Here is a 23,816-nt window from a genome sequence, read left to right on the forward strand (position 1 = left end):
ACCAGTCATTTATTCCTAAAGAAGTATATGCCATATAAATTTCTTTTCCTGATTCTTTAGCCTCTACTACTCCTTTATCTGATATTTTCATATTTTTAAAAGTAAATGCTTTTTTAAAATTAACTTGTGAAAGATTTGTAATATTTGAATTTGAATTTTTGTGATAAGATGGTATAATTATTTCACCATTACTATCACATATAAGTGAAAAACTTTCACCATTAAAAGTTGAAATAGACAAAAACTCAGATACAAACTCAACATCATAATCAGCTGCAATAACAGCAACAATTTTACCATTATTGTATAATGGGACTGCATATGTTTTCGTCAATTTTCCAGTATCTTTATCTATTAAAGGCTTTGATATATTAGCTGTACCTTTAATGGCCAACTTAAAATAATCCCTATCTGAAAAATCTGTTCCAAAAATACCTTTAGCATAGCCTTTGCCATTAGGTAAAATCATACCAATATTATTATAGTTACTATTTTTATTATATGATTCCAAGATTTTCAAAGTTTTTTCTAAATTAAAATTATCTTCTATTTCTAAAAACTTAGAAATACTTTCTAATTCATTTAAATTACTTTTCAACTTACTATTAATTGCAATCTTACTCTCTTCACTAATTTCTGATAAATAATTCTTTGTCTCATATTCTAATACATTATCCATATTACTTATATAAAAAAACGCAAATACACTAAAAAAGAATAGTACCATAAATGCTATTAATATACTTTTTAATATTTGCCTACTATATTTCAAGTAGCTACACCTCACCCTCTCCACTAGTTATATTTAGTTGATTCACTTTATTTTACTATTAAAAACTCTTTTTTACAATTGAGTTTTATAAATTGTTAATAAAGAACATATTAAATAAGTATTATTTATAGGATAATAAAATTAAGGGTATAAATACAGCAATAGCATATTTAATTACATTAGTAACAATAAGACTAATATGATTAAATATGTTATTGTTTATATTTATACCCACTTACATGTAATTTTAAATTTATATAATTTAAATAAGAGTCTATTTTTCTAAATACTCTCTTCTGACTGAAGATGTTTTAAAATATTCAACAAGTTTATTTTTATCATTATTAAAGATAGCCTCTTTTATTAAATTCACTTCCATCTCAAAATTTTCTATAGATTTTAATAAATTATCTCTATTTCCTAAAAAAAGTTCACTCCATAGGTCTTCATTCATATTTGCAATACGAGTTAAATCCCTATAGCTATCTCCAATAAATTTGCCTGTATCTCTACCTTCTTCATCACTATTTATAAGAGCAACTGCCATTACATGAGGTAATTGAGATGTAAAAGCTATCATTTCATCATGTTTTTGTGCAGTTAATTTTTTTACTCTTTTAAATCCTATCTCTAAAATTAAATTCTCAACAAACTCCAAGTTTTTTATATTATTTCTGCCAGTTGGAGTAATTATATAATTTGCTTCTTTAAATACCTCATCACTCGCAAAATCAATTCCCTTTTTTTCTCTACCTGCCATTGGATGACCAAATATAAAATCTATATCATCTGGAATAATTTTTAAGACATCATTTATAAGAACTTCTTTTATTCCTGTGGTATCAGTAATTATAGTTCCTCTTTTAAAATACTCTTTATTATTTTCTAAAAAAGTTACAATTAATCTAGGATATATAGATAATATAATCAAATCAGCTTGTTTGAAAAATTCCTTCCCTGTAGTACATCCTTTTTTGATGATTTCTAACTCTTCTGCTTTTTTCAGAGTTTCAGAATCTATATCTACTCCAAACACATCTTCATATCCAGCTTTTTTTAATGCCTTAGCAAAAGAACCTCCTATAACTCCTAATCCTACAACAACAATATTCATTATTCTTATTTCCCCCTAGATTATTTTTTCATTAAATTCAAATTTAAAATTTTTATTAATTGCATTTTTGATATTATATACAGCATCATTTAATGATTTATCATTTAAAATTTCTATATCCGCAGAATTTTTATAAAGATTTATTCTTTCATTATAAAGATTGTATAATTTCTCTTTTCCATCTTGTAATAAGGGTCTTGAATTAATATTTATATCTTCTAAAATTTTTTCTATAGGTCTATTAATAAAAAGTATTATTCCTGCTTCTTTGAGTATTTCTATATTAATATCTTTTTTTATTACACCACCACCAGTAGAGACTACTGTTTTATCGCTAGTAGAAAGTTCTCTACATGCTTGAGTTTCATAATTTCTAAAAACCTCTTCTCCTTCTAAAAATAATTCTGCTATACTTTTTTGAGATATTTTGTTTATATAATCATCCATATCACAAAAACTACAATTATATTCCTGTGCTAAAAGTTTTCCAATTGTAGTTTTTCCACTACCTGGCATACCTATTAATATTACTTTTTCTTTGTTTATCATAATCAATCCCCCTATAAAAAGTTTAATTTTATTTCTTCATATATAATATTTAAAACACCATTATCTATTTTAGTATTCTGCCATATTTCTTGAGATTTTATTGCTTGCCCAACCAACATATATAATCCATTACACGTTTTTTTACCTAGATTCTGACCAATTTCTAGAAAAGAAGTTTTTTTAGGATTGTAAATCAAATCTACTAATATATCAAAATTTTGTATAATAGATTTTGAGACAGGTGATAATCCTATATTAGGGTACATTCCTACTGGAGTTGCATTTAATATTATATCTCCTTTTATATTCTTAAGTTCTTCATAATCTATTAATATAGCTGAATTATTTGATAGCTTTTTATTATCTTTTTTTCTACTTGAAACATAAACTTTATCTATTCCAGAATCAAGAAGGTATGTTATGGCTGCTTTAGATGCACCTCCAGTACCTAATATAACAGCTGTCTTTCCTTGAATATCAATATTAGCTATTTTGAACATAATGTCAAGTCCAAAATAATCTGTATTATAGCCATATAATTTATTCTCTTTAAGTAAAATTGTGTTAACTGCCCCTATACGCTTTGCTTCTGGAGATATAAAATCTAAAAACTCCATGACTCTTTCTTTATATGGGACAGTAACATTTACACCTTTGATTCTTAATAATTTTATAGCATCATCCAACATTGGTATATTTTCTTTTGAAATCTCAAAGTTCTTATAAGCACCTTCAATATTCAATACTTCAAATAACCTCTTATGAATTTGAGGTGAAACGCTATGAGATAGCTTTTCACCTATTAGACCAAAAAAATTCATCTTTCCACCTCCAATCATTCTGTTTTAAAGAAAAAATTACATTTATCTATTCAATTTTATTTCTATATACACCGATAAATTTGAAGTATGCTGTATTACGTTCTATCATGTCTAATAAGCTACATACTTTTGAATCATATATAGAACATTCAAAATCTATATAAAAGAAATATCTCCAAGAAGCATTTTTCATTGGTCTTGATTCTATTTTTGTCATATTTATATCGTTTTCAGCAAAGTATCCAAGTATTTTATAAAGCTTTCCAGCTTCATGCTCAACAGAAAATACAATACTCATCTTATTTGACTCTTCTTCAATGTGTATCTCATTACTAATTACCACAAATCTAGTATAATTATCTGTTATATCATTTATACAAGGACTTATTATTTCTAATCCATAAATCGTTGCGGCTTTTTTACTAGCAATTGCTGCCTTTGTTTTATCTTGAAGCCTTTTAACAAGTTCAGCACTAGTTGCTGTATTATTAAAAGGTATCAATTTCCATTGACTATTTTGTTTTAAAAATTCACTACTCTGACCTATTCCTTGTGGATGTGAATATATTTCTTTAATATCTTCAAGGTTTGTGCCCTTTATTCCAATTAAATTTTGATTTATTTTTATACACTCTTCCCCAACTATATAGAATCCATATTTTCCTAAAAGGTCGTAAGTTTCAGAAATTGCTCCTGTAGAGGAGTTTTCTATAGGTATTATTCCATAATTTATTTCTTTATTTTGAAGTGCTATAAAGACATTTTCAAATTCTTTAAATTGTTTTTTTGTGATTTGAGTGTTAAAAAATTTTGTTAGTGCTTCTTCTGTGAATGAACCTGATATACCAGGAAATCCTACTAGGAGATTTTTTTTATTAAGTTCACTTTTTAATGACTTATATTTATATAGATTTAACAAATCAAAATTTTCATTTGATGAATTTGAACTGTTTTCATTTTTTTCCTCTACATCATTATCTATTAATCTTTTTTGCAAATTTCTACTAACTTCCATTACTGAATTGAAAAATTGTACAGTCTCTTGTGAATATTTTTTATCTTCTAGATTATCTACTGCTTTACTCAATACTTTTTCTTCTCTATCTTTTTGAAGTATAGTAGTATTATTTTTCATTTTATATCTAGCAATTTCGAGAACTATATTCATCCTTTTTTCAAATAGTTGAACAAGTTCCTTATCTATATCATCAATTTTATTTCTATATCTCGTTAAATCCTCCATTATTATCGTCCTTTCATCAAATCAAAAATTCCAATAGCTGTTACTGCTTCTATTACAGGTACAGCTCTTTGAACTATACAAGGGTCGTGTCTACCTTTAATAGCTAAAACATCATCTTTTTTATCTTTTATATTAACAGTATTTTGTTGTTTACTAATTGATGGAGTTGGCTTAATTGCTACTTTAAAAACTATTGGCATTCCAGTTGTAATACCTCCAACAATCCCACCATTATTATTAGTTTTACTTTTTACTGTATCTTCATCATAGTACATTTCATCATTACTTTGAGAACCATACATGTCTGTAATATCAAATCCTAATCCAAATTCTACACCTTTTATAGATGGAACAGAAAATAGTAAATGTGATAGAGTAGATTCAACAGAATCAAAAAACGGATTTCCAACACCTACATTAACACCTACTACTGCACATTCAATTATACCACCAACTGAATCTCCCTGATTTTTTGCATCTAGAATAGTATTTTTTATAGCTTCTTCTTTTGATAAATCAAGCAAAGGTAATTCTAAATTTTGTAAATTTAATAATTCTTGTCTTGAGATGTCTATATAATTAAAACCCTTATCCTCTATATTCTTGATTTTTTTTATGTGGGCTCCTATCTCTATACCTTCTTGTGATAAAATTTGTTTACATATAGAACCACAAAATACTAATGGAGCAGTTATTCTTCCTGAGAAATGTCCTCCTCCTCTATAGTCATTAAACCCAGAATATTTTATATGACCTGTATAGTCTGCATGACCTGGTCTCATCAAGTTTTTAACTTCTCCATAATCTTTTGAGCGAGTATCACTATTTCTTATAATTGCACATAATGGAGTTCCTGTAGTTTTTCCATCAAAATATCCACTTAAAATTTCTGGTATATCACTTTCATTTCTTGAAGTTGATATAGAATTTTTTCCTGGTGCTCTTCTCTTCATTTCTTTATCAATTTTATCAAAGTCTAACTCAATGCCAGCTGGAAGACCATCTATATTTATACCTATAGCATTTCCATGAGATTCTCCAAAGATGGATATTTTTAAATTATTTCCCCATATTCCACTCATCAATTCTTCCTCCTAACATCTCAAAATCTTTAAAAAAATGTGGATAAGACTTTGATACACACTCAAAATCTTTCAATATGATTGGTTTATCACATCTACAGGAAGCAATTGCAAGTGTCATGGCAATCCTGTGGTCTTTGTGACTCCATACCTCTACGCCTCCATTTAATTTGCTTACTCCCTCAATTATCAAACTATCCTCTTTTTCTTCTATATTTGCCCCAAGCTTACTTAACTCAACATTTATTGCATGAAGTCTATCACACTCCTTAATTCTAAGTCTTCCAGCATTGATTATAGTCGTCTTCCCTATACTTAAAGCTGCTACCACAGATAAAACGGGTATTATATCTGGGCATTGAGATGCATCTATCAAAGTACTATTTAGACAATTTGTTATTCCTTTGATTTTGTTGTCTTCTCTTAAAATTTCCACACCCATCCTTGATAAAATCTCAATAACTTCACTATCTCCTTGAAGAGAATTTTCTTTAAGGTCAAGTATGTTAATATCTTCTCCAATAGCATCTGCTGATAAATAAAATGCACCTTGAGAATAATCTCCTTCAACTTTATAATCTATAGCTTTATAAGTTTGATTTCCTTTTATGATAAATTCTTTATAATTATTGTTTACAATTTCTACCCCAAAATCTTTCATAGTTGAAATAGTTAAATCTAAATACCCTTTAGATTCCAGTTCAGTGGTAATTATTATCTTTGAGTCACTATCTAATGTAGGTAATATAAATAATAATCCTGTTATAAATTGAGAACTTATATTTCCTTTTACTCTAAATTCGTCTGGTTTAAGTTTTCCTGATACAATTAAATCCAGTTTATTTTCTTTGTAGTTGTATTCTATGCCTTGTCTGTCAAATATCTCATAATAAGTATCAAGTGGCCTTTTTCCAAGATTACCTCTTCCTATAAATCTTTTTACTCCATCAAAGGCTAAAGATATAGGTACCAGAAACCTTAAAGTAGAACCTGATTCATTACAATCTATAGTCAATTTAGGCTGATTCAACTGATTCTCTTTATTTAAGATTGCTTCTTTAGAGTAGATTCCTGTAATTTCTAAAATATCTTCTTTTTTTTCTATGGTTGCTCCTAATGATATCATTGCTCTTATAGTAGCTATAATATCATCAGAAAAATCTATATTAGAAATTCTACTTTTTCCATCACTTAAAGCAGCACAAATAACTGCTCTATGTGCCATACTTTTTGATGGAGGAATTTTCACATCTCCTGATAATTTGCTTGGATATATTTTTAAGCTTCCCATCATTTTACCTCCTGAAAAAATTTAGAAGTAGTATCATATATAATACTTTCTCCAATATCATTTAAAAGTATTATTTTTAGTGTATCACCTAGATTTTTTTTATCAAGAGATATAGTATCTATTATGGATTTATTATCTCCTAATTCAACATCATAAGGTAAATCATAATTTATTAAAATTGATTTTATAAGCTCTGATGTACCTTGTTTTGTAATCCCTTTTTTTTCACTCTCTAATGTTATCTTATACATGCCTACACCAACAGCTTCTCCATGAGTATAACCTGTAAAGTTATAGTGTTTCTCAATAGCATGACCTAGTGTGTGTCCAAAATTTAAAAGCATCCTATCTCCTAAATCTCTCTCATCAGCTTCAACTACAGTTTTTTTGATAAGGCAACATTTGTGTATAATGTATTCTATATGTTGCATCACTTCTTCCCTATTTTTTAAGTTTGCAAGCTTATTAAAAAAAGTTTTATCTTTTATACATCCATACTTTATAACCTCTGCCATTCCATCTCTATAAAATTTTTCTGGAAGAGATGATAATACATCTGGGTCAATAAATACTGCTTTCGGCTGATAAAAACTCCCTACTAAGTTTTTTCCCCTTTCAAGGTCAACTCCAACTTTTCCACCTACAGAACTGTCCACTTGAGCTAATAGAGATGTTGGAATTTGAATAAAATTTACACCTCTTAAAAAAGTTGCTGCCGTAAATCCTCCTAAATCTCCAATTACCCCACCTCCCAATGTGATAATCAAATCTTTTCTAGTTAACTTAAAGTCAAGTAAACTTTCATATATTTTAGGTAGAGTATTAAATGACTTTGTCTCTTCACCAGCTTCTAATATTATAGCTTTAGTTTCAAATCCAGATTCAATCAAATTATTTTTAACTTCATATAAATATAATTTTGCTACATTTTCATCTGTAACAATAAAAATCTTATTTCCAGAATATATTTTTTTAATTTCTTTACCTATATTTTTTAATATACTTTTTTTTATAAATATATTGTAACTATTCTCTTTTAGATTAACTAATAATTTTTCTTCCACGTTTAACCATCCTTCTATAGATTATATTTCTCTTCCAACTGCTGATGCGATAGTTTTTAGTTCATTTATTAATCCTTCATACTCATCTGGTTTAATTGATTGTTTACCATCACAAAGTGCATGAGCTGGGTCATTATGAACCTCTATTATTAAACCATCTGCTCCAACCGCAATTGCTGCTTTAGATAGAGAGTCAACCATCCATGATTTTCCTGCTGCATGACTTGGGTCAACTATAACTGGTAAATGGCTAAGTTTTTTTACAGCTAAGATTGCACTTAAATCCAAAGTATTTCTAGTGTATGTTTCAAAAGTTCTTATACCTCTTTCACAAAGAACCACACTTTCGTTTCCTCCAGCCATTATATATTCAGCTGACATTAGCCACTCTTCAATTGTAGCAGATAATCCTCTTTTTAAAAGTATTGTTTTATTTGTTTTTCCTAATTCTTTCAATAAATCGAAGTTTTGCATGTTTCTTGCTCCAACTTGAATTACATCTACATTTTCTTCAAATACATCTATATCTTGTGTTGACATTATTTCTGTAACTATAGGAAGACCTGTTTTTTCTTTTGCTTTTTTTAATAAATCTAATCCATCATATCTTAATCCTTGGAAAGCGTATGGAGATGTTCTTGGCTTGAATGCTCCTCCTCTTAAAAATCCTGCTCCTGATTTTTTTACATCTTCAGCTATAGAAACTATTTGTTCCTCTGTTTCAACAGAACAAGGACCAGCTATCATAGTAAGTTTTTTTGACCCAATTTCCATACCATCTACATTTATAATTGAAGGTTCTGGATGAAATTTTCTATTTGCTTTTTTAAAAGGTTCTACTACATGCATAACTTTTTCAACCACCTTATTTGCTTCTATTCTTTTGGCATCTATTTTACTAGTATCTCCAACTAACCCCAAAACAGTTAATTCTTTTCCATCTATAGGATTCACTTCTACACCTTCTTTACAAATAGCTTCTATTAATTTCTTAACTTCTCTCTTATCTGCTCCTACTTTTAATACCACTATCATCTTTACTACCCCCTAATGTTATATTTTTATACTTGAGTTTAAAATAAAAAAGAGAACTCATTAATGAGTTCTCTAAAATAATCTATTAAGCATCAAATCTTACATGACCATATAAAATAATCATTTTTATAAAATTGACCTATGCCCAAGGTTATTAAAATCAAGGCCTCACCAGAAAGGAATTACATGTATTTTTGTAAAAGAAATAGCCAGCGCTAAAATAAAAGCCCCAGAACATAAAATAAAAAAAGCTATAAAGTTTTGCCACTAGTTCTTTTAAAATCCCTTTCATAGTATTATCCTCCATTTTTATAATTTATTAATCTTCTTGTTTAATAATTATAGCAAAGAAAATATAATTGTCAATATTTTCTATAAATATTTTCAATTTAAAATATTTTTTTATTTTCTTAATACACTTTTTCTTTTAATATATTTTTCTAAAATCGTTTAAAAAGCATCTTATTTTTACAATAATTTTTTTATTTTAAATATTATAATTCCAACAAAAACTATGCCTAACATCAAAAGTAATGTTGCTGGATATCCATAAAGCCAGTTTAGTTCTGGCATATACCTAAAGTTCATTCCATATATTCCTGTTATAATTGTAAGTGGTGCAGAGATAGCCGTAAGTAGGGTCAATTTTGTAATTAAGTGATTCGTTTTTTCACCTACTCTAGAAGAATAAATATCTAGGAGTTTATCTGCTAACTCACGTGTTGATAGTGCAAAATTATATAATTTATCAATACCAAAATCTATCCCTTGAAAATTTTCAAGATTATATTTTTTTACATTCGAGTATTTTAAATATCGTATATTTTCTTTAACTATTCTATCTCCAATATATAAAAGTGGTCTGGTGTTTTTAACTATAGTTCTAGTCAATCCTCTTACATCACTTATTCTAGAAACATGATTTTTATGAATATTGTCCATCATCTCATCTTCTATTTCAAGAATTAATTCTTCAACTTTTTCTAAAGATTCAAAACCATTTTTTATAACTTCTCTAAAAATTAAATAATTTATCTTAAAAAGGTTTATGACAGGATTTTTTTCAAGTTGAGAGTTTTTTAAAATAAGATTCTTTACAAATTCAAATAGAAAATGCTCTTCATTTACAACAACTAATATAAAATTATCTGATAAATACATATTTACTTCTTCTATAACAGCTTCTCCATTTCTCAATTCAAAAGTATTTAGGCTCAAAAAATCATAATTATCAAATAAATCAAGCTTTGTTATTTCATCAAATTTAAGACAATCATTAAATGTTATTTCATCTATATCCAAAGTTTCCTTGAGTAATTTTAAATTTTTTGGAGCACTTAATATAAGATATGAATTTTCTGGTATATAAAATTTTGTTCTAAAATCTTTTGCAATCTCTCTTGTATTTAAATTCAATATATACATAAATCTACTCCTAAACCTCAATTTACATTTTTAAAATTATATATATTTATTACTGTAATTATTTTTCACTATTTCAGTAATTATTATTTAATATTTATTTATATTAAATTTATTAGAAAATAAATATTAAATCTTTTATTTTTTAACTTAGACTTTTCTTACAAATTATACCATACTTTTATTTTAAAATGTGTTTAATATTATCAATGTTAAAAAAGTACTAAAAAATGAAATGCATATACTTAAATTAATAATAGCATACACACTTCATTTTAACTTAATCTAAATTATACAATTTTAGCATCCATTTTGCCTATTCATCATTTAGTCTATATCCAACACCAACTTCTGTAATTATATACCTAGGGTCAGCAGGTTGCTTCTCTATTTTTCGTCTTAATGTTGCCATAAAAACCCTTAAAGACTTAGTTTCATTGCCTATAATACTACCCCATATTTCTTTTATTATAAAATTATGAGTAAGTACTTTTCCATGATGCTTTGCAAGTAATGAAAGAATATTATATTCAATTGGTGTCAAATGTACTTCATTATTGTCAACAATAACTTTTCTTTTATCAAAATCAATAAATAATTCACCTACTTCAAACGTAGACCTAATCTCTTCTTTTTGTTGTAATTCTACTTGTGAGTGTCTAAACGCTACTCTGACCCTAGCTAATAACTCTACTATAGAAAATGGTTTTGTTAAGTAATCATCTGCACCTGCATCAAACACTTCTACCTTTTCTCTGTCTTGTTCTCTCGCTGAAACTACAATTATTGGTATATTTGAAAACTGCCTAATAGCTTTTATTACCTCTATTCCATCCATATCTTCTAACCCTAAATCTAATAGAACGACATCTGGAGAATATGATACAGCAATTGATATTCCTTCTTTACCAGTTATAGCCTCTTTAACATCATAATCTTGAGTTGTAAGTGCAGTAGATATAAATTTTCTTATTGTTTTATCATCCTCTACTAACAATATAAGTTTTTTACTCATTTCTTCCTCCAAAACTAAATTTCAAAATTTCATACTATTCATTTTCTTTTGGCAAACTAAATTTAAAAGTTGAACCTTTATCTTTATTGTTTACTACTAAAATTTCACCTTTATGAGCTTGAATTATAGATTTACAAATTGATAATCCAAGTCCAACACCTTTTCTAGAATCCTTAGTACCTTCTTCTCCAGTAAAAAATCGATCAAATATATGCTCTTTCAATTCTTTTGATATTCCAGGACCATTGTCAGACACTTCAAACCAAACATAATCTTCTTTTTCATATACAATTATATTTATCTTACAATCCTCTTTTGAATATTTTAAAGCATTATCTATTAGATTAATTAAAACCTGTTCTATTAATTTGGCATCCATAGGAACAAATAATATTTGCTCTGGTATATTAATATCTATAATTGCATTTTCAATTCTTTTTTTTATATTTTGCAATGACTCTGATATAATTTCCTCAACAAGTTCAGAACGTTTTTTGACTTCTAACTTTCCTTCATCTATCTTAGTCATGCTAAGCAAATTTTCAACAAGTCTTATTAACCACTGAGTATCTTCATATACACCACTAAGTAATTCGTCTATTATATCCTGACCTATAGTATCCTTATTTTTTATAATTGTACTAACTGCTCCAGATATTCCTGCTAATGGTGTTCTGAGGTCATGTGAAACTGCTCTTAAAAGATTGCTTCTAAGCCTCTCTCTTTCTATCTCAAGATTAGTGTTTTCTTTTGCTTCTGATAGAATTTCTCTATCAAGAGCTATTGCCATTTGAGCAGTTATTGTTTCAATTAAACTTATATCTTCTGTATCTAATTTTGAATCAACACATGATATACCAATGACTCCCAAAGTTGAATTCATACCTATAATTGGTATATAATATCCTTTTGAACCAGGAAGTGTATCTGTATCACTACCTGCTACTGTTGAATTAGACAATACCCAACTTGCAACAGCCTTTTCATCTTCTATATCTAAATCATTTTTGTCCTTATTAGCAGTATTTTTTTTATAGAACTTTGATTTCTTATCCTTATCCACATTTAAATAACAAACTATATCTCTACTTAGACTAAGACATAAAAGTTCTATACCCTTATTTACTATATCATCTTTATTCGACAATCTTAAAAATCCCTTAATGATTTGATATATCATTTTTGTATTTTCTTCTCTTTTAGCAGCTGTATCTGCTTCATGTTGTATCTTAGATGTAAGAGTACTAGTTATTATACCAACTATTGAGAATACAACTAATGTTACTATATAATTTGAATCAGCTATTGACAGTGTATATAAAGGTGCTGTAAAAAAATAATTTAACAGTACTATGTTAAATACAGAACTTATTATACCTGTACTATATCCTTTAGTCCACATAGAAACCAAAACTACACCTAACATATATATTAGTAATATATTTTCTCTTATAAATCCCATACTTTGTACTATATATGCCAAAATGCTTATCACTGAAGTAATAATTATAAGTTTTATAAAATCAGTTTTACTAATTTTAAATTTTGATTTTATTGATGAGTTATCTTTTTTAGGTCTATATTTAACCTCTGAAGCAAATTTATAAGGGATTATATGTATATCTATATAATCAACTTCATCTATTAATTTGTCAACTATATCTTTTTTCAGTTTTTTACTCAATTTTTTAGTATTTGAATGATTTCTGCCTATTACAATTTTTGTTACATTTCTTATCTTGGCAATTCTAAGTATCTGTTCTATTACATTTTCACCATGTAAAACAATTATCTCAGCACCCAACTTCTTAGCTAGTTTTAAATTGTTTTGTAATTGTTTTTGCTCCTCAAAAGGCAATTTTGCTGTATTTGGAGTTTCAACATATAAAGCTATCCACTTAGCAAACGTACTATCTGCTATCCTAGATGCAGTTCTAATAACCTTGGCTGAAGATGGAGATGGGCTTATACATGCAAGAAGTGTATCTGATGTAGGTATTACTGTTACATCACCCTTTGATAATCTAGTCATTTGAACTTCTTTATTTACTCTTTCGGCTGTTTTTCTAAGTGCAATTTCCCTAAGTGCAACTAGATTGTCTTTTATAAAAAAATTATCTTTTGCTCTAATTGCCTGTTCCTTTTTATATATTTTACCTTCATTAAATCTTTCAAGAAGTACGTCAGGTTCAACATCTATAAGCTCTAATTGTGTACTTGTATCTAAAAATTTATCTGGTATAGTTTCTTTGACTGATACATTTGTAATTATCTCCACAATATCATTTAAACTTTCTAGATGTTGTACATTTACAGTAGTATATACATTTATACCTGCTAGTAATAATTCTTCTATATCCTGCCATCTTTTAGTATGCCTTAACCCAGTGACATTAGAGTGAGCAAACTCATCAACTAATATAACTTCTGGCTTTCTTGCTAATGCTGCATCTAAATCAAACTCTTTTAATTTTATAGATTTATATTCTATTTCTTTTACAGGAAGAGTCTCTAATCCGTCAAGTAATGCTAATGTTTCTGGTCTAGTATGTGGTTCAATATATCCAACAACTACATCAACCCCTACTTTTTTTAAATTTTGTGCAGACTCCAACATAGAATAAGTTTTACCTACACCTGCTGCATACCCAAAAAATATTTTTAACTGACCTCTATTTAGTTTTTTTTCTTCATTCTTTATTTTTTTTAATAGAATATCAGGATTTGGTCTGTCCATCAAACAACCTCCTTGTACATTTCATTACTATTATAATATCAATTCTAGTATAAAAATGTAGTTAAGATGTATTTTTAATGATTAAGATTATGTAAAGATACAAGTATGTAGTTTAATTGTAAAATAAAAATGCCTATTATTTAGGCATTTTTATTTTTTACACAGTCATTTTTATCGATTCTCTTGTTTTGATTTATATAGATATTTATTTATATTTTATTGAAAATACATTAACATTTTTAAATATGCGAATATGTCTTTAAATAAAACTATTACTACAATCTTTATTTCAACATGGTTACTTTAAATTCAGTATTTCCATGAACTCATCACCTGTAATTGTCTCTTTTTCTAATAAATATTCAGCAAGTTCATGTAGCTTATCAATATTATTCTCTAAAATCTCAATTGCTTTTTTATGACAAGTCTTTACTATTCTAAATACTTCTTCATCAATTTTAGCTGCAGTATCTGAAGAACAAGCAAGAGAAGAGTCTCCTCCTAGGTACTGATTACTTACTGTTTCAAGAGCAACCATATCAAATTCCTCACTCATACCAAGACGAGTAACCATAGCTCTTGCAATCTTAGTAGCTTGCTCTATATCATTTGATGCACCTGATGTACAAGTATCAAAAATAACTTCTTCAGCAGCACGACCACCTGTAAAAGTAGTTATTTTATCAATGGCTTCCTCTTTGGACATAAGTACACTTTCATCTTCTGCAACTTGCATAGTATAACCCAATGCACCTGAAGTCCTAGGTATTATTGTAATTTTATGGACAGGTGCAGAATGTTTCTGCATTGCAGCAACAAGTGCATGACCTATTTCATGGTAAGCTATGATTTTCTTTTCTTTATCAGAAATCACAGCTCCTTTACGTTGATATCCTGCAATTACAGTCTCAACAGATTCCTCAAAATCTTGTTGCTCTACTACATCTCTGCCAGACTTAACTGCTAAAAGTGCTGCTTCATTTACAATATTTGCAAGTTCTGCTCCAGATGCACCTGATGTAGACCTAGCAATTGCATTATAATCTATATTTGAGTCTACATTTACATTTTTAGCATGTACCTTTAAGATAGCTTCTCGTCCTCCAAGGTCTGGAAGTTCAACTGGTATACGTCTATCAAATCGTCCTGGGCGAAGTAATGCTTTATCAAGACTATCAGGTCTATTCGTTGCAGCTAGTATTACTACACCTATTCCACCATCAAATCCATCCATTTCACTTAATAATTGATTTAAAGTTTGTTCACGTTCATCATTTCCGCCTATTCCACTTCCATTATCACGCTTTTTACCTATAGTATCAATTTCATCTATAAACACTATACATGGAGCTTTTTCTTTAGCTTGTTTAAATAAATCACGTATTCTAGATGCTCCCATACCTACAAACATCTCAACAAATTCAGAACCAGATATTGAGAAAAATGGTACATCTGCTTCGCCTGCTACAGCTTTTGCAAGTAGTGTTTTTCCTGTTCCTGGAGGCCCTACTAAAAGTGCACCTTTTGGCATTTGTGCTCCTATTTTTTTGTATTTTTCTGGATTGTGTAAGAAATCTACTATCTCGCTTAGAGCTTCTTTTGCCTCATCTTGACCAGCTACATCATTAAATCTTTTTCCACTTTGAGCAGATACATACATTTTGGCATTACTCTTTCCAAATTGCATACTATTGCCACCCATTCGTTTTTGCATTGATTTCATCATTAAATTACCAAATAGCATAAGAATACCTATAGGTACTATCCATGTAAGTAAAATACTCAAAAGAGGTGAATTTTCTTTAGGAATAATCTTAGTAAATTCTACTTTTGCATCTTTTAATCTATCAACTAGTTCTGGGTCATCCATTCTACCAGTTATGTATATATTTTTATCCTTACTACTAGATGGGCTTATTGCAATTTTATTACTTTCTATTTCAACAGATTTAACCTTTCCTGAATCTAACATTGTAAGAAATTTTCCATAATCAATCTCAACCATTTTTTTATCCATTAGACTTGGAAATATTAAAGCATTTAAAAACATTACTACTATTATTATTATTGTATAATAATAGAGTATTGACCTCTTTTGTGGTTTGTGTTCATCCATAATTTTGTTCTCCTTTAAATTAATTTTATGTTATTTGCAATCAATATGAGTTAAAAGCTTATTTAATTTTTCTAAGCCCTCTATTATATCTTCCATATCTTGCAATTTTTCACTAGTCATATTTTCAAAATAGTCATCAAAAATACTACTTGAAATATTTTCTTGTATATCCAGCGATTTTTCTGTAACTTTAACTTTTACAATTCGTTGGTCTTCTTTATCTCTTATACGATTTAAAAATCCATTTTTTTCGAGTCTTTGACATATTACTGACACATTGCTATTTGTCATATTCAAATTTTTACCTAAATCACTTATTTTTTTCTCTCCATGTTCACATAGTTCTGATAAAATCAAAGCTTGTACTGCTGTAATCCCAAGTGGTTGATAGAACTGACTTAATGAAGTTGTAAATTTGATATTTATATCTCTAGTTAATTCTAGCAGTGCTTTTTTAAAACTTATCTCATCCATATAAATTCTCCCTGTAAAAATACTTTATTTTACTAATATTTTTAACTTTAAATTCAAAAATATTTTATAAATAATCCTTAACACTATAAATATTTAATGTATTAAATATTATAGTATTAAGGATTTATTGTCAATAACAATATTGTAACTTCAGTTATAATATAAATAGTTTATCTTATCTTATTGAAATTTTTGAATAAGATATTTTTAATAAAAAATCGATGTATTTATTTTACACCGATTCCTCTCATTTTAATCTTATTCAAAAATAAAAATCTAAAGTTATTTACTATTACAATAAATTTAATCTTCTGTTAACATATTATATACAAAATCAAAACTTCCTTTATGTGCTCCCAAGGTCGTTTCCATAATACAAACAAATGCCTTTGCTTTTTGCAGTATTTCATCATTATCCCAATCAAACATGCCTTTATCAAATATACACTCAGAAGAAACAAGTAAAAACTCTATTGTCTCTTTTGGATATTTTGTATTGAATACACCTTCTCTTATACCTTGTTCTACTACCTCTGTTAATATAGGTGTAAAATTTAAAATAGTTTTGACTATTGTCTTTTGATGCATCTCAGCATTGTTGGGTTGTTGAAATTGGTTAATCACTTTTTCTTTACTTCCTCCAACTTTAGGTCTTTGAGATATTAATATCTGAAAGAACTTTTCAATAACTGGAATATCTGGATTTGAAGCAATTTCTTTCAACATCTTTATATCATTATCTATAATTCTAGTTATAATTTCATCCATTACCTCTTCTTTAGATTTAAAATAGTAATAAAATGTTCCTTTTGCAATTCCAATCTCATTTAAAATATCATTTACAGTAGTTTTTGTATAACCTTTAGTACAAAAAAGCATTTCAGCTGTATCAAGTATTTCATTTTTACGTTCTTCAGGGTCTTTTATAATTCTCATATACTTTCTCCTTTCAATAGACCAACAGTCGGTTTAGTTTTATTATATAAAACTACTTTTATAATGTCAATTTTATAAAATAAAAATAAGGTATAAAGAAGTATGATAATTACTTTTATACCTTATAGATTCTCATATTTTTTAGTTGCGTTTTATATTATTAGATAGTTTTTTATCCAATTTCTAAACAAAAGTTCTGAATGCTTTTTCCATTTAACAGTTGGTTCTTTTGAAGGATCATCATTTATATAATAATTTTTAGGTATTGAGATTTTATCACCTCTATCTACATCTCTTTTATATTCTTTATCTAAAGTGTATTTATCATACTCACTGTGACCCATTACAAATACATCTCTTGAATTTGTAATTATATAAGGACCAGCTTCTTTAGAATGGCTTACAATGCTCAATTCATCATTATTTTTCAAAGTTTCAATATTTACAGTAGTGTGTCTTGAATGTGGAGCAAAAAACTCTTTTTCAAATCCATCTACTATCTTACTATTTTTATCCACTTCATGCTTAAATACTCCAAAACATTTTTGACTTAATGGAAGTTTTTTTACATTGTAGTATTTGTAAAGACCTGCTTGAGCTGCCCAACATATATATAATGTAGATTTAGCCTTTCTTTTAGAATAATCCATAATATCTTTTAGTTCATCCCAATAATCAACTTCTTCAAACTCCATTTGTTCAACTGGAGCTCCTGTTATTATAAAACCATCAAAAGATTCTTTTTTTGCTTCATCAAATGTTTTATAAAAATTCTTAACATATTCATTACAACTTCTTTTACTCTCTCTTGTTGAGATTTTAATAAATTCTACAGATACATTAAAACCTGTCTTGTCTATTCTTCTAAGTAAATCTAACTCTGTATCTATTTTTATTGGCATTAGATTTAATATAGCTATTTTAGTATCTATATTTTCTTTGTATTCTAAATCTTTATTAAAGTCTTCTTTACAAATTACATCTATTCCTTCATCTAATAATTTATTAATAACAGGTAGTCCCTTTGGTAGTATTAAAGCCATATCTTTTCACTTCTCTTTCTCTTATACTATTAGAAATTTAAAGCTTGATTTAAATCAGCTATTAAATCCTCTACATTTTCTATTCCAACAGATAATCTTATTAGGGAAGGTAATACTCCAGACGCAATTAATTGTTCTTCTGTTAATTGTCTGTGAGTAGTTGAAGCTGGATGTATAACACAAGTTCTTACATCTGATACATGAGTTACTAATGCTGCTATTTGTAGTTTTTCCACAAATTTTTTAGCATTTTCAAGTCCTCCTTTTACTCCAAATGATAAAACTCCACTACATCCTTTTGATAGATATTTCTTGGCATTTCCATAATACTTATTATTTTCAAGCCCTGGATAGTTAATCCAATCTACATTTTTATGTTTTTCTAAAAACTCAGCTATCTTAAGTGCATTTTCACTATGTCTCTCCATTCTAAGATGTAGTGTTTCAATATTTAAATTAGTAAGATATGCGTTAAATGGACTCAGGCAATTTCCATAGTCTCTAAGTAATTGAACTCTTGTTTTAGTAGCATATGCAGCATTGCCAAACTTCTCAGTATAACTTATTCCATGATATGTTGGGTCTGGCTCAACTAATTCTGGAAATTTCCCATTGTCCCAGTTAAAATTTCCACCATCTACTATAATTCCACCAACACTTGAAGCATGGCCATCTAAGTATTTTGTAGTAGAATGAGTGACTATGTTTGCTCCATATTTTAGCGGATTACAAAGTACTGGTGATGCTAATGAGTTATCAACTATAAATGGAACATTAATTCTTTTAGCTACATTTGCTATTTTTTCAAAATCTATAACTTCAAGAGTTGGATTTGCAAGTGTTTCTGCAAATACAACTTTAGTATTTTCATTTGCAAGTTCTACTATTTCATCTTCACTTGCATCTAAATCAAATGATATTAAATCTATTCCAAATTTTTTAAGACTAGGCCCTAATAAATTAAATGTTCCTCCATATACTTTTGAAGAACAAAGTATACTATCTCCAGATTTACATATATTTAAAACTGCTAACATATTTGCAGATTGACCTGATGATACAGCAACAGATGATACTCCTCCCTCTAACAAACTTATCTTTTCTTCAAAAGCTTGAACTGTAGGATTACTTATTCTGGAATACATATGACCATCAGCTTTTAAATCAAATAAGTCAGCAAGTTGGTCTATACTACTATATTTAAAAGTTGTACTTTGATATAAAGGTAAAACTCTTGGTTCTCCATTTCCTGGCTTATAATTTCCTTGCACACATATTGTTTCTTTGTTATACATTTTTGTATCCCCCTTAGATTTTAATTAAGAAAATTAAACTATTTGTCAGATGAGATTTAAAATAAATAAAGCCTGAGTATATAACTCAGGCTCTGTATAAGCTTAATTATACTCATCTCTCAGCTTTCGCCGCAGGATTTAGCACCAATGTATATAAATATACTGGTTGCCGGGTTTCATAGGGCCAGTCCCTCCACCTCTCTGGATAAGATTTATTTAATTTTTCTATGTTTTATATCTTATATTTTTTTCCTAATTTTGTCAACTATTTTTTATATAATTTTCTTTTAAGAAATTTTCCAACCTCTACTTGAACTACAGACATTATAGCTAAAATAACTGTTACAAGCCACTGTGAACTATTTAAAACAGTTAAATTAAATGCATCTCTAAAATTAGGGACAAATAATATAACTGCCATAAGCAAAGCAGAAGTTAAAAATGAGATTAAAAGAAATGGGTTTTTACCACTATTTCTAGTAAACATAGAATCTGTATTTGAACGCTGGCTAAATGCACGCAACATTTGTGAAAATGCTAATACACAGAATGCCATTGTTTGACCTACAGTATGGTTTCCTATATTAAGACCAATTTTATATGCTAAAATGGTCATTATTGCTACAAATATCCCCTGAGTAATAACTCTTTGTACAAGGTTTTTTTCAAACAAACTTTCTGATTTAACAGGCTGATGCTTCATTATATTTCTACTTGGTGGGTCAACTCCAAGAGCAAGAGCTGGAAGAGTTGCTGTTGCAAGGTTTACCCATAGAATATGCACAGCAAGAAGTGGAGTATCCCAGTTTAACAATATTGCAACAAATAGTGTAAGTATCTCTGCTATATTTCCAACAAGCAAGAATTGTATAACCTTTTGTATATTTCTATATACACGTCTACCTTCTTTTATTGCATATGCAATTGTGGTAAAACTATCATCCATTAAAATCATATCTGAAGAATCTTTTGCCACATCTGTACCACTTATACCCATAGCTATACCAATATCAGCAGACTTTAATGCAGGGGAGTCATTTACCCCATCTCCAGTCATTGCTGGTACTTCTCCAATTCTTTTTAGAGACTGTATAATTCTAAGTTTATCAAATGGTGATACACGAGCAAATACTGTCACATTTTTAACAGCTTTATCAAGTTCATCATCACTTAAATTATCAAGTTCATCACCAGATATAACAGTATTTCCTTCATTCCAAATTCCAAGTTCATGAGCTATTGTTGTGGCAGTGACTTTATGGTCACCTGTTATCATTATGGTTCTTATGCCCGCTTCTTTACAAGTTTTTACTGCATCAGTTACCTCGGTTCTTGGTGGGTCAATCATACCAACCATACCAATAAATGTCAAATCATATTCTATGTTTTCACTATCTTCCTTTGGTATCGATAGAATTTCACGCTTAGCAAAACCAAGTACACGTAATGCATCTTTAGACATAGTAAGACATAATTCGTGTATGTTTTTTTTGTCCATCTCTGTAATGTTTCTTTCACCTTTTGATGTTAATATTTTGGTACATAAATGGAGAAGTTCATCCACTGCACCTTTAGTATATGCTGTGATTTTTCCATCTATATCATGAACAGTTGTCATACATTTTCTGTCAGAATCAAAAGGTTGCTCAAATACACGTGGATATTTCTCTTCAAGAGCTTCTTGATCTATTCCAAATTTATTAGCCATAAAAATCAATGAACCTTCTGTTGGATCACCTAATATTTCATCTTTTTTATCTGGATTTATACATGCATCGTTACAAAGTGCACCAGCATAAACAAGCTCTTTATATACTAGTGGATGTTTCTCAGACGCAGTATCTATTGATGTTACTTTTCCAGATTCAAAATCGCCATTTACAGCAATATGTGTAACAGTCATTTTATTTAAGGTTAATGTACCAGTTTTATCACAACATATTACTGTAGCTCCTCCTAATGTTTCAACTGCTGGCAACTTTCTAATCAAAGCGTTTCTTTTAGCCATACGTTGCACACCTAGAGCCATTACAATGGTTGCTGTTGCAGGTAATCCCTCTGGAATGATTGATATAGCAAGTGAAATTGCAATCATAAACATTGGTAAGAGAGGTCTCTGATAAAATGCACCTATTGCAAATATAATAACGCATACAATAATACCTATAACACTTAATGTTTTTCCAACAGTATTAAGTTTACGTTTTATAGGAGTATCAAAATCATTTTGTGAATCTAAAAGATGTGCTATATTACCTACTTCTGTGTCCATCCCAGTTGCAACTACAACACCTACACCTCTACCATATGTGACAATTGAAGACGTATAGGCCATATTACTACGGTCTCCTAATACACATTCTTCAGGTAAAATGCCATCTGAATCTTTTTCTGATGGGACAGACTCTCCTGTTAAAGAAGCTTCTTGAATTTTTAAACTAGATGTATCTATTAAACGAATGTCTGCTGGAATCATCGCTCCATCTTCTAAAAAAACAATATCTCCTATTACAAGATTACTTGCTTGAATAACATTTTCTTCACCATCACGTATAACACGTGCTGTAGGTGAATTCATATTTTTTAGTGCTTCCAATGATGATTCTGCTTTTTTTTCTTGAACAATACCAATAACTGCATTTACTGTTACAATTATTAGAATTACAAAAGCTTCTGTAAATTCTCCAAATGCTAAAGATAATACTGATGCACCTATTAGTATCAATACCATAGCATCTGTAACTTGGGTCCAAAGCATTTGTAAAACTGTTCTAGGTGGTCTTTTTCTCAGTTCATTTAAACCATACTCTTTAATCCTGTTTTCCGCCTCGGTATCGGTGAGCCCCTCCTCTGATGAGTCTAAACTCTCTAATACTTCATGTGTTGCCATCGAATGCCAAGGCATCTGTTTGTGATTTTCCATTTTGGAAGATCACTCCTTTCTTTTTTTGATTTAAGAATAATTATATTTTAAAATCCAATTCAATTCAATACTCAGTAATTATATTTTACCTAAATTTAACAATTCAATTTAAAGTCTATATAAAAATATCTACTCTTTTACAAACACATACTCCTTATTATTAGATAAATCTTCTTGATATTTATACCCTTCTAAGTTAAACTTTTTTAAGTCGTTAATATCTTCTATTTTATTTTTAACAATATATTTTACCATCATTCCTCTAGCTTTCTTTGCTTGTGTAGATTCGACTTTTAACATATTATTTTTATTTATTTTAAAATTACATGTTACATATGTATGATTGTCATCAATAAATTTTTCCACAGTTTTGCTGTATTCACTTGATGCAAGATTGACAATAGCTGTATTTTCTTTGTTTAATTCGTTATATATACTGTCTCCCCAATATTCATATAAATTTTTAAATTCTCTTATCTGTAACTTTGTCTGCATTTCTAATCTGTATTCATATATACTATCATAGGGTTTTACGACCCCATACAATCCACTTATGATTCTAATACAACTATTTGCAAATTCCTCATCTTGCTTTGTAAAATTCTCTGCTTCTATATTTTTATATTGTATTCCAGCATAAGTTAAGATTGCAGGAGTACCTAAATTGTCAAATTTAAAATTATCAAATCTACTCTTGTTTAATATAGCTAATTTTTCGTTGATTTTCATTTTACTTTTGAAATCCTCTACACTAAAGGTTTTTATATTCTTTGATATTTCTTTTGCTTTATCTATGAAACAGGGCAAGCTTAAATCTCTATCAAATTCTTGTACATTCTTCATATTTTTAGCTGGTGATAACATTATGATCATAAATTTCTACT

At 28.5% G+C, this 23,816-nt stretch carries 18 protein-coding genes, 1 pseudogene and 1 riboswitch; all 19 genes and pseudogenes read right to left on the reverse strand.

The features are described 5' to 3' along the window. Position 1: 1 nt before the first annotated feature. Positions 2–727, reverse strand: a pseudogene (locus IC175_RS19565) (cache domain-containing protein); the annotation flags it as partial. Positions 728–1,046: 319 nt separating this feature from the next. Next, positions 1,047–1,886: a prephenate dehydrogenase gene (locus IC175_RS01735; RefSeq protein ID WP_227436093.1), complete on the reverse strand. Its 840-nt coding sequence runs from the start codon at positions 1,884–1,886 to the stop codon at positions 1,047–1,049. Positions 1,887–1,901: 15 nt separating this feature from the next. Beyond that, positions 1,902–2,435 carry a shikimate kinase gene (locus IC175_RS01740; RefSeq protein WP_227845314.1) on the reverse strand — a complete coding sequence of 178 codons (534 nt, stop codon included), beginning with the start codon at positions 2,433–2,435 and terminating at the stop codon, positions 1,902–1,904. An 11-nt stretch (positions 2,436–2,446) separates the two neighbouring features. Further along, positions 2,447–3,256: a shikimate dehydrogenase gene (gene aroE / locus IC175_RS01745; RefSeq protein ID WP_227436087.1), complete on the reverse strand. Its 810-nt coding sequence runs from the start codon at positions 3,254–3,256 to the stop codon at positions 2,447–2,449. 46 nt (positions 3,257–3,302) lie between these two features. Further along, positions 3,303–4,499 carry a prephenate dehydratase gene (pheA, locus tag IC175_RS01750; protein ID WP_227851037.1) on the reverse strand — a complete coding sequence of 399 codons (1,197 nt, stop codon included), beginning with the start codon at positions 4,497–4,499 and terminating at the stop codon, positions 3,303–3,305. Between the two features lie 2 nt (positions 4,500–4,501). After that, the gene (gene aroC / locus IC175_RS01755) at positions 4,502–5,581 is read right to left on the reverse strand and encodes a chorismate synthase (RefSeq protein ID WP_227823871.1); all 1,080 of its coding nucleotides are present in this window, start codon (positions 5,579–5,581) and stop codon (positions 4,502–4,504) included. Next, positions 5,559–6,872, reverse strand: coding sequence for a 3-phosphoshikimate 1-carboxyvinyltransferase (aroA, locus tag IC175_RS01760; RefSeq protein WP_227845316.1), 1,314 nt, complete (start codon positions 6,870–6,872; stop codon positions 5,559–5,561). Before aroA ends, aroC begins: the two co-directional genes overlap by 23 nt. Then, entirely contained in the window at positions 6,872–7,936 is a 1,065-nt protein-coding gene (gene aroB, locus IC175_RS01765) for a 3-dehydroquinate synthase (protein WP_227845317.1), read from the reverse strand. Before aroB ends, aroA begins: the two co-directional genes overlap by 1 nt. 21 nt (positions 7,937–7,957) lie before the next feature. Further along, positions 7,958–8,971, reverse strand: coding sequence for a 3-deoxy-7-phosphoheptulonate synthase (gene aroF, locus IC175_RS01770; RefSeq protein ID WP_227436070.1), 1,014 nt, complete (start codon positions 8,969–8,971; stop codon positions 7,958–7,960). 468 nt (positions 8,972–9,439) lie between these two features. Then, positions 9,440–10,396 (reverse strand): CorA family divalent cation transporter, encoded by a 957-nt coding sequence (locus IC175_RS01775; protein ID WP_227436068.1) that lies wholly within the window; start codon positions 10,394–10,396, stop codon positions 9,440–9,442. A 313-nt stretch (positions 10,397–10,709) separates the two neighbouring features. Beyond that, entirely contained in the window at positions 10,710–11,408 is a 699-nt protein-coding gene (locus tag IC175_RS01780) for a response regulator (RefSeq protein ID WP_227483111.1), read from the reverse strand. A 34-nt stretch (positions 11,409–11,442) separates the two neighbouring features. Next, a complete protein-coding gene (locus tag IC175_RS01785) occupies positions 11,443–14,145 on the reverse strand; it encodes a sensor histidine kinase (RefSeq protein WP_227823868.1) in 2,703 nt (900 codons plus the stop codon). Between the two features lie 298 nt (positions 14,146–14,443). Beyond that, positions 14,444–16,261 carry an ATP-dependent zinc metalloprotease FtsH gene (gene ftsH / locus IC175_RS01790; protein WP_227436062.1) on the reverse strand — a complete coding sequence of 606 codons (1,818 nt, stop codon included), beginning with the start codon at positions 16,259–16,261 and terminating at the stop codon, positions 14,444–14,446. A 30-nt stretch (positions 16,262–16,291) separates the two neighbouring features. After that, positions 16,292–16,735 (reverse strand): MarR family winged helix-turn-helix transcriptional regulator, encoded by a 444-nt coding sequence (locus IC175_RS01795; protein WP_227823867.1) that lies wholly within the window; start codon positions 16,733–16,735, stop codon positions 16,292–16,294. Positions 16,736–17,038: 303 nt separating this feature from the next. After that, positions 17,039–17,671 carry a TetR/AcrR family transcriptional regulator gene (locus tag IC175_RS01800; RefSeq protein ID WP_227436059.1) on the reverse strand — a complete coding sequence of 211 codons (633 nt, stop codon included), beginning with the start codon at positions 17,669–17,671 and terminating at the stop codon, positions 17,039–17,041. Positions 17,672–17,823: 152 nt separating this feature from the next. After that, positions 17,824–18,714 (reverse strand): homoserine O-succinyltransferase, encoded by an 891-nt coding sequence (locus IC175_RS01805; protein ID WP_227483113.1) that lies wholly within the window; start codon positions 18,712–18,714, stop codon positions 17,824–17,826. 29 nt (positions 18,715–18,743) lie between these two features. Further along, entirely contained in the window at positions 18,744–20,009 is a 1,266-nt protein-coding gene (locus tag IC175_RS01810; RefSeq protein WP_227436055.1) for an O-acetylhomoserine aminocarboxypropyltransferase/cysteine synthase family protein, read from the reverse strand. 109 nt (positions 20,010–20,118) lie between these two features. Then, positions 20,119–20,221: riboswitch (SAM riboswitch) on the reverse strand. A gap of 53 nt (positions 20,222–20,274) precedes the next feature. Further along, positions 20,275–22,932 carry a calcium-translocating P-type ATPase, PMCA-type gene (locus tag IC175_RS01815; RefSeq protein ID WP_227483114.1) on the reverse strand — a complete coding sequence of 886 codons (2,658 nt, stop codon included), beginning with the start codon at positions 22,930–22,932 and terminating at the stop codon, positions 20,275–20,277. A 129-nt stretch (positions 22,933–23,061) separates the two neighbouring features. Continuing rightward, positions 23,062–23,805 (reverse strand): peroxide stress protein YaaA, encoded by a 744-nt coding sequence (yaaA, locus tag IC175_RS01820; RefSeq protein WP_227851038.1) that lies wholly within the window; start codon positions 23,803–23,805, stop codon positions 23,062–23,064. Positions 23,806–23,816: the final 11 nt, after the last annotated feature.

Source organism: Clostridioides sp. ES-S-0123-01 (genome assembly GCF_020658415.1).
Classification (GTDB): Bacteria; Bacillota; Clostridia; order Peptostreptococcales; family Peptostreptococcaceae; genus Clostridioides.

What these genes read in the sequence shown, in the direction of transcription:
- aroA (WP_227845316.1), bottom strand. Translation starts at nt 6,872, where the DNA reads ATGGGAAGCTTAAAAATATATCCAAGCAAATTATCAGGAGATGTGAAA.
- pheA (WP_227851037.1), bottom strand. Translation starts at nt 4,499, where the DNA reads ATGGAGGATTTAACGAGATATAGAAATAAAATTGATGATATAGATAAG.
- IC175_RS01815 (WP_227483114.1), bottom strand. Translation starts at nt 22,932, where the DNA reads ATGGAAAATCACAAACAGATGCCTTGGCATTCGATGGCAACACATGAA.
- aroE (WP_227436087.1), bottom strand. Translation starts at nt 3,256, where the DNA reads ATGAATTTTTTTGGTCTAATAGGTGAAAAGCTATCTCATAGCGTTTCA.
- IC175_RS01795 (WP_227823867.1), bottom strand. Translation starts at nt 16,735, where the DNA reads ATGGATGAGATAAGTTTTAAAAAAGCACTGCTAGAATTAACTAGAGAT.
- IC175_RS01785 (WP_227823868.1), bottom strand. Translation starts at nt 14,145, where the DNA reads ATGGACAGACCAAATCCTGATATTCTATTAAAAAAAATAAAGAATGAA.
- IC175_RS01735 (WP_227436093.1), bottom strand. Translation starts at nt 1,886, where the DNA reads ATGAATATTGTTGTTGTAGGATTAGGAGTTATAGGAGGTTCTTTTGCT.
- IC175_RS01810 (WP_227436055.1), bottom strand. Translation starts at nt 20,009, where the DNA reads ATGTATAACAAAGAAACAATATGTGTGCAAGGAAATTATAAGCCAGGA.
- yaaA (WP_227851038.1), bottom strand. Translation starts at nt 23,805, where the DNA reads ATGATCATAATGTTATCACCAGCTAAAAATATGAAGAATGTACAAGAA.
- IC175_RS01780 (WP_227483111.1), bottom strand. Translation starts at nt 11,408, where the DNA reads ATGAGTAAAAAACTTATATTGTTAGTAGAGGATGATAAAACAATAAGA.
- IC175_RS01740 (WP_227845314.1), bottom strand. Translation starts at nt 2,435, where the DNA reads ATGATAAACAAAGAAAAAGTAATATTAATAGGTATGCCAGGTAGTGGA.
- IC175_RS01775 (WP_227436068.1), bottom strand. Translation starts at nt 10,396, where the DNA reads ATGTATATATTGAATTTAAATACAAGAGAGATTGCAAAAGATTTTAGA.
- ftsH (WP_227436062.1), bottom strand. Translation starts at nt 16,261, where the DNA reads ATGGATGAACACAAACCACAAAAGAGGTCAATACTCTATTATTATACA.
- aroC (WP_227823871.1), bottom strand. Translation starts at nt 5,581, where the DNA reads ATGAGTGGAATATGGGGAAATAATTTAAAAATATCCATCTTTGGAGAA.
- IC175_RS01805 (WP_227483113.1), bottom strand. Translation starts at nt 18,714, where the DNA reads ATGGCTTTAATACTACCAAAGGGACTACCTGTTATTAATAAATTATTA.
- aroF (WP_227436070.1), bottom strand. Translation starts at nt 8,971, where the DNA reads ATGATAGTGGTATTAAAAGTAGGAGCAGATAAGAGAGAAGTTAAGAAA.
- IC175_RS01800 (WP_227436059.1), bottom strand. Translation starts at nt 17,671, where the DNA reads ATGAGAATTATAAAAGACCCTGAAGAACGTAAAAATGAAATACTTGAT.